The organism is Kribbella sp. NPDC050124, assembly GCF_044460355.1.
In the GTDB taxonomy this organism is placed as follows: Bacteria; Actinomycetota; Actinomycetes; order Propionibacteriales; family Kribbellaceae; genus Kribbella.
This window is the reverse complement of record NZ_JBITJU010000006.1, coordinates 236,887-252,144: the sequence shown is the minus strand read 5'-3', so window position 1 is coordinate 252,144 and position 15,258 is coordinate 236,887. Positions and strand designations below refer to the sequence as shown.

12 protein-coding genes are annotated in these 15,258 nt (G+C 68.1%); 2 read left to right on the top strand and 10 right to left on the bottom strand.

What is annotated here, in order from left to right; genetic code table 11:
* The first annotated feature begins 8 nt into the window (after nt 1-8).
* The gene (locus ACIBL3_RS17585) at nt 9-497 is read left to right on the top strand and encodes a hypothetical protein (RefSeq protein WP_396354434.1); all 489 of its coding nucleotides are present in this window, start codon (nt 9-11) and stop codon (nt 495-497) included.
* Here ACIBL3_RS17585 and ACIBL3_RS17580 read toward each other — a convergent pair.
* The 7 genes from ACIBL3_RS17580 to ACIBL3_RS17550 form a co-directional block, all read right to left on the bottom strand.
* A complete protein-coding gene (locus ACIBL3_RS17580) occupies nt 491-2,542 on the bottom strand; it encodes a beta-galactosidase (RefSeq protein ID WP_396354433.1) in 2,052 nt (683 codons plus the stop codon). The two genes, ACIBL3_RS17585 and ACIBL3_RS17580, sit on opposite strands and share 7 nt — an antisense overlap.
* 25 nt (nt 2,543-2,567) lie before the next feature.
* Complete coding sequence (locus ACIBL3_RS17575; protein WP_396354432.1) at nt 2,568-3,419, bottom strand: carbohydrate ABC transporter permease; 852 nt, start codon at nt 3,417-3,419, stop codon at nt 2,568-2,570.
* Nucleotides 3,416-4,357, bottom strand: a complete 942-nt coding sequence (locus tag ACIBL3_RS17570) for a carbohydrate ABC transporter permease (protein WP_396354431.1) — start codon at nt 4,355-4,357, stop codon at nt 3,416-3,418. The genes ACIBL3_RS17575 and ACIBL3_RS17570 overlap by 4 nt, the downstream gene beginning before the upstream one ends.
* Nucleotides 4,354-5,727: an ABC transporter substrate-binding protein gene (locus ACIBL3_RS17565; RefSeq protein WP_396354430.1), complete on the bottom strand. Its 1,374-nt coding sequence runs from the start codon at nt 5,725-5,727 to the stop codon at nt 4,354-4,356. The genes ACIBL3_RS17570 and ACIBL3_RS17565 overlap by 4 nt, the downstream gene beginning before the upstream one ends.
* A gap of 78 nt (nt 5,728-5,805) precedes the next feature.
* Complete coding sequence (locus ACIBL3_RS17560; RefSeq protein WP_396354429.1) at nt 5,806-6,849, bottom strand: LacI family DNA-binding transcriptional regulator; 1,044 nt, start codon at nt 6,847-6,849, stop codon at nt 5,806-5,808.
* 108 nt (nt 6,850-6,957) lie between these two features.
* The gene (locus tag ACIBL3_RS17555) at nt 6,958-7,503 is read right to left on the bottom strand and encodes a YbhB/YbcL family Raf kinase inhibitor-like protein (RefSeq protein ID WP_396354428.1); all 546 of its coding nucleotides are present in this window, start codon (nt 7,501-7,503) and stop codon (nt 6,958-6,960) included.
* Between the two features lie 45 nt (nt 7,504-7,548).
* Complete coding sequence (locus tag ACIBL3_RS17550; protein WP_396354427.1) at nt 7,549-8,841, bottom strand: phosphodiester glycosidase family protein; 1,293 nt, start codon at nt 8,839-8,841, stop codon at nt 7,549-7,551.
* A 184-nt stretch (nt 8,842-9,025) separates the two neighbouring features.
* Between ACIBL3_RS17550 and ACIBL3_RS17545 the strand changes: the two genes are divergently transcribed.
* The gene (locus ACIBL3_RS17545) at nt 9,026-9,952 is read left to right on the top strand and encodes an AEC family transporter (RefSeq protein WP_396354426.1); all 927 of its coding nucleotides are present in this window, start codon (nt 9,026-9,028) and stop codon (nt 9,950-9,952) included.
* Nucleotides 9,953-10,082: 130 nt separating this feature from the next.
* On the opposite strand, the gene ACIBL3_RS17540 is transcribed toward ACIBL3_RS17545, so the two are convergent.
* From ACIBL3_RS17540 to valS, 3 genes are all read right to left on the bottom strand, one after another.
* The gene (locus tag ACIBL3_RS17540) at nt 10,083-11,720 is read right to left on the bottom strand and encodes a DUF1841 family protein (protein ID WP_396354425.1); all 1,638 of its coding nucleotides are present in this window, start codon (nt 11,718-11,720) and stop codon (nt 10,083-10,085) included.
* 45 nt (nt 11,721-11,765) lie between these two features.
* Nucleotides 11,766-12,542, bottom strand: coding sequence for a hypothetical protein (locus tag ACIBL3_RS17535; protein ID WP_396354424.1), 777 nt, complete (start codon nt 12,540-12,542; stop codon nt 11,766-11,768).
* Nucleotides 12,543-12,687: 145 nt separating this feature from the next.
* Complete coding sequence (gene valS / locus ACIBL3_RS17530) at nt 12,688-15,228, bottom strand: valine--tRNA ligase (protein WP_396354423.1); 2,541 nt, start codon at nt 15,226-15,228, stop codon at nt 12,688-12,690.
* Between the last annotated feature and the right edge of the window lie 30 nt (nt 15,229-15,258).

Genomic DNA, 15,258 nt, shown 5'->3' with positions numbered 1-15,258 from the left:
TTGCTCAGGTGAAGAACTTCAATTTGTTGCTTGGAGCAACGGCGGCGCTGGCCTTGCTCACAGCCTGTGGTGGCAGCGCACGGGAAGCGGCCGGCGATCAGCCGGCCGACGGCACCGTCTCGGTCCAGGAGGTCGACGGCCTCGGCCAGACCCTCGTCGACTCCTCCGGCAAGACCCTGTACTTCGCCGACCAGGAAGCCGACGGCACGATCAAGTGCACCGAGAGCTGCCTGTCCTTCTGGTTCCCGGTCGAAGGATCCGACAGTACGGCGAAGTCCGTCGACGGACTGGCGGTCGTCAAACGTCCCGACAACGGCGCGAGCCAGCTCACGTTCCAGGGCAAGCCCCTGTACACGTTCAAGCTGGACACCGGGTCGGGGCAGCACCAGGGACACAACCTCGAGGATGCCTTCGGCAACACCACGTTCACCTGGCACGCCGCGACAACCGGTGCCGCCCCGACCGAAGCTCCGTCGAACCCGGGCTACGACTACTGACTCGGTTCCACCAGCACCCGCACGTCCCACGGACCGAGGTCGAGCTTGTCGCTGACCGTGGTATCCGCGAGTACGTCGTGCAGCATCGACGGCAGGTCGATGCTCAGGCTGTCCCACGACCAGTTGTGCACGAAGCGCAGCCGGCGCCCGTCGGGGGCGGTGGCCGACGTAATGGTCACACTCGAAGGCAGATCGGTCCATGGTGAGGGGCTGATCCAGTGGAACAGCGCGACCGCGAGCGGGCCGTTCGGAACGGTGCCCACATAGGTGATCCGGCCGTCTCCGTGCGCCCGCGTGGTGATTGCCGGCCACCGCCCGAAGTGCGGGTGCTCGTAGCTGGCCAGTACGTCGGCGCCGTCGACCTGCAGTCCGTCGGCCCAGCGTGTCGCTGCCGCGTCGTCGCCGAGCTGCAATGGTGAGTCGGCCGCGGCACGGACCGGCAGGTCCACGCTGAGGTTGCTGTACTCGTCGTACGAGACTCCGGCTGCTGCAGCGAGTCCGGCAGGCATGGTGGCGGTGCGAGCCCGTGCCTCGAGGTCGGCGTACCCGGTGCGCGGTCCGACGACCAGGTGGCCGCCCGCCGCGGCATAGGCGAGTAGTTGCTGCAGTAGTGCATCGTCGGCCAGGTAGAGACCCGGGACGACCAGCACCGGGTCCGCTGTGCCGGTGAACTGGCTGGCATGCAGGATGCGCACCTGCAGTCCGGCGTCGAAAGCGCCACGGTAGAAGGGATCGAAGAGGCCGTGGTACGAGCGGTCGTCCGGACTGCCGTCCTCATGGGAGAGGGCCGGGTACTTCTGCATCAGCCACTTGCTCGGCAGCGAGTACAGCATGGTGACGTCGCTGTCCGGGGTCAGCTCGGTCACCAGCTCACCGGCGGCTTCCAGTTCGGCGCCTAGCTGAGCGATCTCCCGATAGGTCCGGCCAGGCTTGCCGTTGTGGGGGAGTACGCCGCCCCAGTAGGTCTCCGCACCGAAGTGCAGCGTGTGCCAGTGCCAGTACTCGATCATCTTCGCGCCACGCGAGACGAGTGCCCAGGCTGCCTGCCGCCACTGGCCGTCGTACGCGGGCCGGTTGTCCCACGGGTAGCCGATCGACTGCGCGTTCGTCTCGGTCACCAGGAACGGTCGCTGCTGTGACGAGTACATGCGGTCCGCGCTGAGGTAGAGCGCCCACGTGCCCCGGGTGGTCCAGTTCTGCTGCGCTGACCCGGTCTGCGGGTGCAGCAGTCCGTCCTGCATCGCGTAGTACGGATTGCCTGCCGTGACGTCCAGCCGCCGTACCAGCTCGTCGTCGGCCATGGCAGGGCGCTCGTAGGAGATGCAGGTGGTGACGAATTGGTCGGGACGGGTGTACTCGCGGACGATGTCGGCCTGCCAGCCGATGAACTCGGTGGTCTGGTCGGCCTGGAACTGCCGCCACGCGACGTCGTACTGCGGCTGGTAGTTACCGTCCGGTGTCCACAGGTCGGCCCAGTCCGACAACCGGTGCGACCAGTAGACGAGCCCCCACTCGTCGTTGAGCGTCTGCACCTCGCCGTACTTGTGCCGCAGGCTGTCCACGAACCGCTGGAACACCCCGTGGTTGTGGAAGAGCTCGTTCCCCGGCTCGTTGTCGACCTGGAACCCGATCACCGCCGGATGGCCGGCGTACCGGTCGGCGATCTTGCGGATCACCCGCTCGGCGTGGAACCGGAAGCCGGGGTGGGTGAAGTCCACCTCCTGCCGTGCGCCCCACGGGATCCGCTGACCCGTCCTGCGCTCACCCGCTATCTCCGGGTAAAGCCGGACCAGCCACGGTGGTACGGCGTACGTCGGAGTCCCCAGCAGTACGGCGATGCCCCGGGCGTGCGCGCCGTCGAGGACGGGCTGAAGCCAGTCGACGTCGAAGCGGCCGTTCTCGGGCTCCCAGGTCGACCACACGGACTCGCCGACCCGGATGACCGAGAACCGGGCCGCGGCCATCAGGTCGAGGTCCTGCTCGAGCCGGTCGTGCGGTTGGTATTCGTGATAGTACGCAGCCCCGAAGAGCACACGCTCTTGCACAGTTTCTCCAAGGATAGAAAGGGAATCAGCCTTTGACGCCGCCGGTCGACAGGCCGGACTGCCAGTAGCGCTGCAGCAGCAGGAAGGCCGCGACCAGCGGGATGATGGACAGGAAGGACCCGGTGATCACCAGTGACAGCACCGCTCCGGTCGTCCCGCCACCCGCGCTGGCCTGCGACGACCACGCGGCCAGGCCGACGGTGACCGGGTACAGGTCGGGGTTGTTGAGCATGATCAGCGGCAGGAAGTAGTTGTTCCAGGTCGCGACCAGGGTGAAGAGCACGACGGTGACGATGCCTGGGGCAAGCATCCGGAGCGCGACCTGGAAGAAGATCCGGAACTCGCCGGCCCCGTCGATCCGGGCCGCCTCGATGATCCCGTCCGGCACCGCGTCCTGCGCGTAGATCCGCATCAGGTACAGGCCGAACGGGCTGACCAGTGACGGCAGGATGATCGCCCACGGCGTGTTGACCATCCCGGCCTTGCTGAACAGCAGGTACGTCGGGATCGCGAGGGCCGTGGTCGGCACCATGATCGCGCCGAGCACCAGCGCGAACATCGGCACGTTCCCGCGGAACCGGTACTTGGCGAACCCGTACCCGCCGAGGGCGCAGAGCAACGCGGCGCCGCCGGCACTGGCCACCGAGTAGAAGATGGTGTTGCCCATCCAGCGCGCGAACACCCCGCCGTCGGTCGTCACCGTGTCCCGGATGTTGGTGAACAGTGAGAAGTCGCCGGCGAACCACAGCCCGAAGCTCGAGAACAGGTCGGCGATCGTCTTGGTCGAGGCCACGAACAGCCAGAACAACGGCAGCAGGAAGTAGATCAGCAACGCCAGCATGGCCAGGGTGAGCACGTTGCTGCGGCGTTCGGTCATGACCGGCTCCTCCGTGCGGTGACGAACAGGACCGCGTACGACGCGACGACGATGACCGCGCCGAGGAGGAACGAGACCGCCGCGGCGTAGTTCACCTCCTGGCCGGTGAAGGCCAGCGTGTAGGCGTAGAGGTTCGGCGTGTAGGCGCTGTCGATGACGCTCGGCGCCAGTCGCTGCATCAGTTGCGGCTCGTTGAACAACTGGAAGCTGCCGATCACCGAGAAGATCAGGCACACCAGCAGTGCCGGCCGGAGTGCGGGGATCTTGATGCTCCACGCCGTACGGATCGCTCCGGCGCCGTCGACTGCCGCGGCTTCGTAGAGCTCGTGCGGCACGGCCCGCAGAGCGGCGTACAGGATGATCATGTTGTAGCCGGTGAACTCCCAGGTGACGACGTTCGCCAGCGAGCCCAGCATCCAGCTACTGGTGAGGAACTCGGGCGCCGGCAGGCCGAGCGCGTCCGTGAGCTGGGTGAACGGTCCGAAGTCGCGGCCGTAGAGGTATCCCCACATCAGCGCGGCGACCACGCTCGGCACGGCGTACGGCAGGAAAATCCCGAGCCGGAAGACCTTCGCCATCCGGAGCAGGCCGCTGTCGATCGCGAGCGCTGCCACCAGCGCGATGACGAGCATGAGCGGCACCTGGATCAGGAAGAACAGCCCGACCCGACCGATCCCTTCCAGCAGCCGCGGATCGGTGACCGCCCGGCTGTAGTTCTCGAGTCCGGCGAACACCGTGCCGCCGATCAGCCGCTCCCGGAACAGGCTGAGGTACGCCGCATAGGCGAGCGGCAGCACCAGCATGGCCAGGAACACCAGCATGAACGGCGCGACGAAGAGGTAGCCGGTCGAGGCGTGGCTGACGCCACGCCTCCGCCGGCGAGCCTCACTGCGGCTCGGTGTCGCCGACTCGAGCCTTTCGGTGACGTTGACACTCATTGCTCGACCTTGAAGCCCTGGTTCTCCGCGTACGTCGTGGTTCGCTGCTGCCACTGGTCGAGCGCGGCGCCGGTGTCACTCTTGTTCGCGAACGACTTGCCGACGGTCTCGTCCCAGTCGTTGACGGCCTGGTCCAGGAACGGCGGCCACTGGAACTTCGTGTCGACCGTGTCGCTGATCTCCGCGAACAGCTTGTTCACCGGCTGGCCGCCGTAGAAGGGCAGCGGCCGGTCGACGAAGGCCGGGTCGGCCAGCAGCGCCTTGGTGACCGGGAACAGGAACTGCTCGGTCGCGAACATCTTGGTCGAGGCGGGATCGGTGTTGATGAACTCGGCCAGCTTCGCCGCGGCGATCGGGTTCTTGGTGCCCTGGACGACGGCCGTCGTCGAGCCGCCCCAGTTTCCGGAAACGTTCTTACCGGCTTCCCACTGCGGCAGCGGCGCCGCCCGCCACTTGCCGGCAGTCGCCTTCGCGCTGCCCTCGAGGAAGACCGGACCCCAGGCGGCGGTCAGCCAGGTGGCGTACTTGCCGCGGTTCAGCGCCTGGTACCAGGCGTCGTTGAAGTCGGCGTCGGCGGAGACCACGCCTTCCTTGATCAGGCCGCCCCAGTAGTCGCCGAGCTTCTTGGAACCCTCGCCGTTCAGGTCGACCTTCACCGAGTCCGCGCTGGGGTTCTCGAACGGCTTGATGCCGGCCTGCCACAGCAGGCCGAACCAGACGCCGGCCTGGTTCTGCGCCAGGTTCGTCATGTAGACGTTCGGGTCCGCGGCATGCAGCTTGCGGGACGCCGCCGCGAACTCGTCCCAGGTCTTCGGTACGGCGATGCCGTGCTTGTCGAAGATGTCCTTGCGGTACAGCATCCCCATCGGCCCGCTGTCCTGCGGAACCGCCCAGACCTCCCCGCCGGAACCGACCACCTGTTGCCAGGTCCAGGGCACGAACTGGTCCTTCAGGGACTCGGCGCCGTACGGCCGCAGGTCCATCAGGCTCTTGGTGAGCGAGAACGTCGGGATGTACTGGAACTCGATCTGGACCGCGTCGGGGAAGCCGCTGCCGGCCTTCAGCGCCGTGCGCAGCTTGGTGTACTGCGGTTCGCCCTGGCCGGCGTTGACCACCTTCACCTTGATCGCCGGGTACTTCTGCTGGAACAGGGCGACCTCCTTCTGAATGTTCGGGACCCAGGTCCAGAAGGTGAGCTCGGTCGGGGTGGTCATCGCCTTGTCGATCTCGGCCTGGCTGACGGCCTGGGCCGGCGCGGCGCCGTCGGACGACGAGTCGTCGCCGCCTCCGCCGCAAGCGGCGAGAGCGAGCGCGGCGGTGAGTGCGAGTGCGATGCCGGCGCGTCGCCGGCCTTTCGGGAACGAGAACACGGGGAACAACTCCTCGGAAGTTGGCAAGGCGGCGCCCAGGTAGGGGCGGACGAGCGCCCTACCTGCTGGGTACGTCGGTCAGGACGCGGGAGCGGTGGAGTGACGGATGACCAGCCGGAGCGGTGGTGGCTCCGGTGCGGGGGAGCGGTCGCCGGTGGGCGACTCGATCTCCGTGACCAGGTTCGCGATCCCGCGGGCGACGTGCGCGTCGAAGTCCTGCGGGACGGTGGTGAGCGGCGGGCTCAGGTAGGCGGCCGACGGGATGTCGTCGAAGCCGACGATGCTGACCTCGCCGGGGACGGAACGACCGGCCTCGGCGAGCGCGCGCAGCACCCCGATGGCCATGTCGTCGTTGGCGACGAAGATCGCGGTGACCTCGTCGTTGCGGGCGAGTTGCCGGCCGGCCTCGTATCCCGAGGCCGGCAGCCAGTCGCCTTCGAGCACCGGCGGTTCCGGAACACCCGCGGCGGCGAGCGCCTGCCGCCAGCCTTCGAGCCGTTCCCGGGCCGCCCACCAGCGCTGCGGCCCGGCAACGTGCCAGACGGTTCGGTGTCCGAGGCCGAGCAGGTGCTCGGTCGCCAGCCGGCCGGCGCCGGTGTTGTCGCCGCCGGTGTAGAGCGCGGAGCGGGCGGTGAGTCCGGGGAACTGCCCGAAACTCAGCACCGGGAGGTCGACGTTGATCGGCTGGTCGTCACCCTCGTCGATCGGTTCCGACAAGATGATGCCGTCGACGCCCTGCTCGAGCAGGTGCTCGACGGCGCCCGCGACCCCGCCGGTGTCGCCCTCCAGCGTGTTGACGATGCTCAACGAATAGCCGGTACTGCGCAGGGTCCGTTCGATCGCGACCAACTGGGTCGACGGGCCGAAGAGCGCCGTACCGAGGCAGACCACTCCGATCCGCCGGGTGCGGCCGGAGTTGAGCGCCCGGGCGGCGTTGTTGCGGCGGTAGCCGAGCTCACGCATGGCGGCCTGGACGCGGAGGCGGACCTCTTCCTTCACGTACGGCTCGCCGTTCAGCACCCGGGAGACGGTCTTCTGCGAGACACCCGCCAGCCGGGCGACATCCGTGCTGCCGGGACGGCGGCCGCGACCGCCGTTCGGTGCCGGTTTCGCCTCGCTCATGGGCCCTCACCTTATGGGGGACAGTCGTTCTGACTGCGTAGTCAGAATGTGTCTACGTAGTCAGAAACGTCAATCCCCAGTTACGGGACTGTGACATGCAGGGGACATCTACCGCTGGTACAGACCGGTGAGACGGCCGCGGGCCAGGGTTCTGGCGTCGATGGCGGCGAGGGCTTCGTCGAGCTTGGTGCCGTCGGGGAGGCCGGTCGCCTCGGAGAGGGCGTAGACGGTGAAGCGGTAGTGATGGGTGCCGCTCGGCGGGCAGGGGCCGAAGTACGTCGGTCTGCCCGCCGAGTTGTTCGCCTGCTTGGCGCCTTGGGGCACCTGTCCTTCGTTGATGGTGGTGGTGTTCGGCTCGAGGTCGAGCAGCACCCAGTGGGTGAAGGTCCCGCGGGGTGCGTCCGGGTCGTCGACCACGAGGGCCAGTGAACCCGCGGTCGGCGGAAGGCCTTCCCAGGCCAGCGGCGGGGACACGTCGTCCCCGTCGCAGGTGAATTTCCTCGGGATGCTCCCGCCGTCCTGGAACGCTCTGCTCGTCACCGTGATGCTGCTGGGTGCGGTCATGGCCGGCTCCTTCCCGGACTCCGGCTGCGTGCCGCCGCAGCCGGCCATCACCAGGCCGGTGAGGAGTAGGGGCAGCAACCGCAGTCGCACACCTTCAGAGTCGCACGACCTGGTGGTTGCCGCCCCCGGCAACCGTTAGCGGCCCGGGACGAAGACGATCGCGTCGCCGACCGCCCGCTCGGCGCCACCGGCGCCACTCGGGTGGCTGACCAGCGTCCCGTCGCCGAGCGCCATCGCGGTCGAGCCGCCGCCGTCCAGGTTGATCGCGTCGTGCATGCCCAGCGCGTCCGCGACCGCGGCCGTCTCGTCCATCGTGGTCCCGACGCTGGTGGTCTGCCGGCCGTCGATCGTGGCCAGCAGGATCTTGCCGTCCTGCGTCGTACCGGCGATCGTCCGCGGGTTGCGGTCGAAGAAGCTGCCGGTGCCGTCCGGTACGACGATCTCGCCGCCGGAGGTCAGCTGGTAGCGGCCGGTCACGCCGTACAGGCCGCTGCGCAACGGCACGTCGTCGCCGTTCTGGTTCGTCAGCTTGATGTCGCGGTTGAGGCATCCGTTCGCCACGGCGGCGAGGAGCGCGACGGTGTCCTTGCCCGTCGCCTGCAGCGAGGTCTGGCCGGGGGCGAGGGCCGTGCCGCGCGTCGTGGCGGTCCGGACGACGCAGCCGTACCGGTCGAGCACCACCTCGACACCCGCTCCGGCCGGCGTCGCGGCCGCGAACTCCTTGGTGAACAGGACGACGTCACCCGGCTGGGTGCACGCCGTCTGATCGGGCAGCGTCGCGCACGCGGCCGGAATCACCGGCGGGTGGTTGACGAACTCCAGCGGCAACCGCACGTCGGTGGTGCGGTTCACGACGCTGCCGGACCAGCGCAGGTGACCGGCGACCACTTTGTTGCTGTTGGCATCGATCACCAGGTTGGCCTCGGCCGGGTCGGTCAGCGGCTCGCTCAGCAGCTTGCCGTCGAAGACGCCGAGGCCGACCTGCTCGCCCGGGTACAGCTGGCTGGCGGTGAAGGTGAAGAACGACGCGTTCACACCGGCCACGGCGCCGGCGGTGCGGACCAGGTCAGAGGTCTTCTCGACCTTCGCCAGGTCCGGTCCGTACGTCGCCTTCAGCCGGCCCTTGGACTTGGCCGGGTCGATGGTGAGGACGTTGACGACCCACGGGCCACGGGTCGTGGTGTTGATCTGGTCGGGTGCCGCGGGCTCGGTGCCGCGGACGATCTTGGTCAGCGTGACGCCCTGGGCCAGCTCCTGGCTGGTCCGGGTCTCGGCCAGGTCCTGGTCGCCGAGGGGCAGCGCCTCGGTGAGTTGCTCGGATGCACTGCTGTCGGCGTACGCCGTGGGGACGGCGCTCAACGTTGCCACGGTCGCGAGCACGGAAGCTGCGGTCACCGCGGCGCGGGGGAGTCGCGCGAAGGTAGTCATGCCGGCCATCCTGTTCGTCGCTGGTGGAATCTTTCCGATCAAGTCGCTAACTCGTCAGCATCTGACAGGTTAAGGGTTCGTGCCGGTGCGGGGGAGATCTCACAGGCTGAGTTGTCAGCGGAGTTCAGGCGCCGTTTCATATACGATCGCGGCCGTGCCGACGTTGCCGAATGCCTGACCCGCTGTGTCAGCGGTCGTTGGCGCCTTCGTCGCACTGGTCTCCGTCGCCGTCCTCGGGTACGTCGTCGGACTGCTCGGCGTACTGCGCGCCCAGGACGAGTTGGTGCTGTCGCGGTTGGCCTTCTTCGTGGCGACGCCGGCGCTGCTGTTCACCACCGTCGCGCGGGCGGATCTGCACTCGATTTTCTCGGCGGTGCTCGTCACGAACGTGATCAGTCTGTTCGTGGTGCAGCTGATCTTCCTGCTGGTGGCCGTGGTGATCTGGCGACGGACGCGATCCGAGGCGACGATCGGCGTACTGGCGTCGTCGTACGTGAACGCCGGCAACCTGGGTGTGCCGGTGGCGGCGTACGTGCTTGGTGATGGTGCCTTGGTGGCGCCGATCGTGTTGTTCCAGCTCTTGGTGATGGCGCCGATCGCGTTCGCCGTACTCGACGGAGACAGGCAAGGGTCGGGGCGGCGGGTGTCGCTGAAGACCGTGCTGACGCGGCCGTTGCGCAATCCGCTGACGGTGGCGTCATTGCTTGGCCTGGCGGTCGCTTCGGTGAATGTGGAGTTGCCGACGGTCTTGATGCGGCCGATCGATCTGCTTGCTGCGGCTGCCGTTCCGGTCGGGCTGATTGCTTACGGACTCAGTCTGAGTGGCGGTACGCGGGACTCGATCACGTTGCGGCGGGACGTCGTACTCGCTGTGCTGCTGAAGACGGTGGCGACTCCGTTGGCCGCGTACGCCGTTGCCCGGTGGGTGCTCGATCTACGGGGCGCCGCGCTGTTGGCGCCGACCTTGTTGGCCGCCTTGCCGACCGCCCAGAACGTCTACGTCTACGCCGTCCACTACCGCAGCAGCCGAACCCTGGCCCGCAGCGCAGTCCTCCTGAGCACGCTCCTGTCTATCCCCCTGATGACCCTCATCACCGGCCTACTTGGCTGACCTCTTCCGTGCAGCTCGACAGGACGTATACGACCACTGCGGGCTGTTCCCTGCGTGAACCGACTGAGGGATTGCGCTCGAGCACCGCACACCTCCTGTCGAAATGCACACAACGTTGCTCGACGCGGCATCAGCGGCCGAGGTTGTCGAGTTCTGCCCGGTAAGCGGTGACATCGACCGGTTCGTGGTCGGTGAGAGCGGTGTGCAAGTGGGTCATGACCGCGTGGCCGATGGTGTGCAGGATGTCGTGGCGGTCGTAGCCCGCAGCGAGGAGGCGATGGGCGGCCGCCCAAACCTCCGGCGGATCGTTGTCCCACAACTGGTTGGCGACGATCTCGTGGATCGCCAGGTGCAGGCGGGGATTCACGCCGTCGATCTCGCCCTCGAACGCCGGATCGGCGAGAGCCTCGTGGTACTCGGGGTGCTCGCCTTGGATCAGGATCGACCGCTCGTCCGGGTCGTTGGGATCCAGTCGCGGGAAGTCTTCCTCACCGATCCTCGTGCCGAAGTACGGCATCGCGAATCTTCGCCGGTCGAGTGCGTCCTGCAGTTCCGCGACGCTCTCCGTCTCCGGCAGGCCGCTGAGCAGTGCACTGGCTTGCGATGAGTCATCGGCATCGTCGTATGCGCTGTCGAACTCCTCCGCGCAGATCCGCGCCGCCTCGTGCAACTCGTCGACGGCGGCGGGAGGTAGTCCTTGGCGACGTGCGGACCAGCGGACCCAGGCCCTCATCAGCTCTGGCAGCAGAGCGCGGTCGCCTGGGTCGAGGAGGACCTTCCGCGGCACCCAGCCGAGCATGAAGATCTCGGTCTTGGCCGGGCTGACGCGCAGTAGCTTGCCGTCGTCGTAGTCCGCCCCGTAGTCGACGATCAGCCGAGCGCAGTACTCCGGGTCGCCGACCGAGGGGAGGTCAGCGGCTTCCGGTGAGGCCAGAAACTCCTGAACGATCCCAGCTCGTTCGCCATCGCCGGGCTCGGCCCGAATCGTCGGATCCGGCGATTCGGGCAGCACCTTCAGGCGAGACAGCGCGAGCGCCCGCAGCTCAACGAACTCGTCGGAGACCTCCGGCTGCCAGGTGCTGTCGGTGGCGGCGAAGGCGCTTTCCAGCAGATGTCGCGCCTCGCCCGGACCGATCTGCTCCAGGTACATGGTCTGACTGGCATCGGACGCGCCCTCGTGCATCAGCTCGAGCATGGCGTCGACATCCTCGGCGAGCAGGATGTCTTTCGCCCATCCACCGAGATGGTTGAAGTCGACCAGTACCGAGAGCCCGTGGCGACGTCCGGCGCGCTCGAAGGAGCACAGCACGCTGGCTCCATCGCCGTACACGTCACGCAGCGCCCAGCAATCTCCGGCGGCGACCTGATCGAGCATGGTCGACCAGGACGGCTCAGGAGCGCCACGGGCAACCAGGTCGTCGGCCACGTCCCGGGCGCGCGCGGCGAGGTCTGCTGTCGGAGCCATCGAGGAAGCCGCGCGAGCCAAGGCCACCGCTCCAGGACGTGCGGTACGGCGTTCCGCGGCGTCGAGGAGAGCTTCGAGGGGCGTGTGCTCCGCACTTGTCTCGTCGGACTGCCAGCCATCGCCGGCGAGCATCGAGATCAGCACTTCCGCGTCGAGCGGATCCCCACCGCGAGCGATCTGGTCGAGGCCGGCCAAGACCTCGCGATAGGTCGCGTCCAGTCTGGACACTGCCGAGCGGCGTCCGCGGGACCGATCGCTGTGGACCTTCTTGCTCGCCTTCTTCCGGCCGCGGCTCTTGGGCATGCCTCACTCTCGCAGCAGACCGTCTCACGACCAAGCCGACGATCACTACTTCATCGCGTTGAAGGCTTCTTCGGCTACTGGGGAGACTGCGTCGACGGTGACGCCTTCGTTGGCGGACTGGGCGATCACGGTGAGGGTGTTGGAGCCGCGGTAGCACTGGGTCGGCAGGTTGCCGGACGACTCCACGCAGGTGGCGCGGCCGACCTTCTTGACCTTGTCGGGGGTCGCGCCGGAGTCCGCGACGGTCTTGTCGATGTCGACCTTGCCGCGCAGGGCGATCACCACGAACATCCGGTTCCCGTCGAGGTTTCCGTACGCCTCGACCGTCGCCTGCTTGCCGTCGTTGATCCGGCTCAGCGCCTCGCGCGTCTGGTCGAGCTGCAGCTGGTTGCGGATCTCCTGGTCGGTGATCCGGTCCAGCCCCGCGAGCTGTCCCGGCGGCGTGATCCCGCGCGCGGTGTTCAGCCGATTCATCGGCCCGAGCCCCCACACGTACCCCAGCGCCGCCAGCACGACCAGCACCACCACGGCCCCGCCGACAGTCAGCCAGGGCCCCCGCTTCAACCCCCGCAACCGCGACTTCTTCGTCTCAACCACCAACTTGCCGCCAGCCGCTGCCTTCCCCTCGGGCGTCCCGGTGGCCGCTTGGTCCTTGCCGCCGTCCTCGACCTTCCCGATCTCAAGGGTGTCCTCGACACTGCTGCTCGACCCACCAGCAGCAGGCATGCCTCCAGCAGCCGTCTTCTCAGCCGCGGGCTTCGTGGAAGCGGGAGTGGTGGGAGCCTCCGGGGTGGGGCGGTCCGGGGTGGTGGGGTCGCTCATGCAGGGCTCCTCGAGACTGTGGTCGCGCGGTTCGACCTGATGGTTCCACATCGGCACAAACGCGGTTCCGCAGCGTAGTCGTTCGAGTGGAAAACGGTAGCGCCCGCCTCCCCGGAAGGAGACGGGCGCCGGCGCGAAACGAACGTCACAGGGTCGCGACGACCTTGACCGCGTCGGAGTCGTCCGGGCTCCAGACGATCTCGCCGGTGATCCGGCCGGCCGCGCGCAGGTCGGGCTCGGCCCGCTCGGCCAGCGCCAGCCGGGCCGCCGGACCGCTGACCTCGACCTTGCTGACCTCGGTCTTCATCGAGACCTGAGCCTCCGACTTCGCCCCGCGGATCCCGGCCAGGACCTCCGAGACCGCGTCCAGCACCTCGGGCTCCTGCGCCGCGACCGCGAGGTCGACATCCGCCTCGGGCCACCGCGTGACGTGGATCGAACCCTCCTGCCACCACGACCAGACCTCTTCGGTCGCGAACGGCAGGTACGGCGCCAGCAGCCGGAGCTGGACCGACAGCGCAACGGCCAGCGCAGCCTTCGCCGACGACGCTGCCGCCTCACCCTGGCCGCCGTACGCACGCTCCTTGACCAGCTCGACATAGTCGTCGCAGAACGTCCAGAAGAACCGCTCGCTGACCTCGAGCGCACCGGTGTAGTCGTACCGGTCGAAGGCCGCCGTGGCGTCCGTGACCACGGACCGCAGCCGCTGCAGCATCGCCAGGTCGACCGGCTCGGTGACCGCCGCGGCGTCGACCGTCGTCGCCCCGAACCCGAGGACGAACTTCGACGCGTTCAGGACCTTGATCGCCAGCCGCCGGCCGACCTTCATCTGCGACTCGTCGAACGGCGAGTCCAGCCCCGGTCGCGCCATCGCCGCCCGCCACCGCACCGCGTCCGAGCCGAATTTGTTCAGGATCTCGTCCGGGATGATCGCGTTGCCCTTGGACTTGCTCAGCTTCTTGCGGTCCGGGTCGACGACGAACCCGGAGATCATCGACCGCTCCCACGGCAGCGTGCCGTTCTCGAAGTGGGCCCGGACGACGCGGGAGAACAGCCAGGTCCGGATGATCTCGTGCGCGTGCGTGTTCAGGTCCATCGGGAAGGTACGGCGGAACAGGTCGTCGTCCCGCTCCCAGCCGCAGACGATGTGCGGGCTCAGCGACGAGGTCGCCCAGGTGTCCATCACATCGGGGTCGGCCTCGAAACCGCCCGGCTTGCCGCGCTGGGACTCGTCGTACCCCCGCGGGGCCTGCGAAGTCGGGTCGATCGGCAGCTCGGCCTCGCTCGGCATCAGCGGGTGGTCGTAGTCCGGCTCGCCCTCGGCGTCGATCGGGTACCAGACCGGGAACGGGACGCCGAAGAAGCGCTGGCGGGAGATCAGCCAGTCGCCGTTCAGCCCCTCGACCCAGTTCAGGTACCGGTGCCGCATGTGCTCCGGGACCCAGGCCAGCTCGTTGCCGCGCTCGAGGAACTCCTGCTTGAGCCCTGCGTCCCGGCCGCCGTTGGTGATGTACCACTGCCTGGTCGAGACGATCTCCAGCGGCTTGTCGCCCTTCTCGAAGAAGTTCGCCATCCGCTGGGTCGGCTTCGGCTCGCCGTCCAGGTCGCCGCTCTCGCGCAGCTTGTCGACGATCAGCTCCCGCGCGCTGAACACGGTCTTGCCGGCGAGCTCGCCGTACAGCTCCGAGCCCTCCAGCCAGGCTGGGGTCTCGCGCAGCAGCCGGCCGTCGCGGCCGATGACGGTGCGGACCGGGAGCTGCAGCTCGCGCCACCACTGGACGTCGGTCAGGTCACCGAACGTGCAGCACATCGCGATGCCGGCGCCCTTGTCCGGCTCGGCCGCCTCGTGGGCCAGAACCGGTAGCTCGACGCCGAACAGCGGGGACTTGACCGTCTTGCCGAACAGCCCCTGGTATCGTTCGTCGTCCGGGTGGGCGATGAGCGCGACGCAGGCCGGGATCAGCTCCGGCCGGGTGGTCTCGATGTACACCGGCCCGTGCGGAGCGTGGAACGCGATCCGGTGGAAGGCGCCCGGGTAGTTCCGCGCCTCGAGCTCGGCCTGCGCGACCGCGGTCTGGAACGTGACGTCCCACATCGTCGGCGCCTCGGCCAGGTAGGCCTCGCCGCGGGCGAAGTTGCGCAGGAAGGCGCGCTGCGACGTACGGCGCGAGTCCTCGGAGATCGTGGTGTAGAGGTGCGACCAGTCGACGCTCAGGCCGACCCGGCGCCACATCGCTTCGAACGCCTGCTCGTCGATGTGGGTCAGCTCACCGCACAGGTCGACGAAGTTCTGCCGGGCGATCGGGACCTGCTTCTTCGGGTCCGGCTTGGCCGGCGGGGTGAAGTCCGGGTCGTAGGGCAGCGACGGGTCGCACTTGACGCCGTAGTAGTTCTGGACGCGGCGCTCGGTGGGCAGGCCGTTGTCGTCCCAGCCGATCGGGTAGAAGACCTTCTTCCCGCGCATCCGCTGGTAGCGCGCGACCAGGTCGGTGTGGGTGTAGCTGAAGATGTGCCCGACGTGCAGGGATCCGGAGACGGTCGGCGGCGGCGTGTCGATGGAGAAGACCTCGGCCCGCTCGGCCGTCCGATCGAAGGCGTAGGTCTGCTGCTCCCTCCATACCGCAGCCCACTTCTCCTCGAGGCCTTCGAGGGTGGGCTTGTCTGGAACACGGGACGTCTGGCTCATGCGCACAATCGTAGTGGTTGTCAAGGGGTG

Coding starts and splice junctions, on each gene's coding strand:
- ACIBL3_RS17535 (WP_396354424.1), bottom strand. CDS start 12,542: ATGAGCGACCCCACCACCCCGGACCGCCCCACCCCGGAGGCTCCCACC.
- ACIBL3_RS17560 (WP_396354429.1), bottom strand. CDS start 6,849: ATGAGCGAGGCGAAACCGGCACCGAACGGCGGTCGCGGCCGCCGTCCC.
- ACIBL3_RS17575 (WP_396354432.1), bottom strand. CDS start 3,419: ATGACCGAACGCCGCAGCAACGTGCTCACCCTGGCCATGCTGGCGTTG.
- ACIBL3_RS17540 (WP_396354425.1), bottom strand. CDS start 11,720: ATGCCCAAGAGCCGCGGCCGGAAGAAGGCGAGCAAGAAGGTCCACAGC.
- ACIBL3_RS17550 (WP_396354427.1), bottom strand. CDS start 8,841: ATGACTACCTTCGCGCGACTCCCCCGCGCCGCGGTGACCGCAGCTTCC.
- valS (WP_396354423.1), bottom strand. CDS start 15,228: ATGAGCCAGACGTCCCGTGTTCCAGACAAGCCCACCCTCGAAGGCCTC.
- ACIBL3_RS17570 (WP_396354431.1), bottom strand. CDS start 4,357: ATGAGTGTCAACGTCACCGAAAGGCTCGAGTCGGCGACACCGAGCCGC.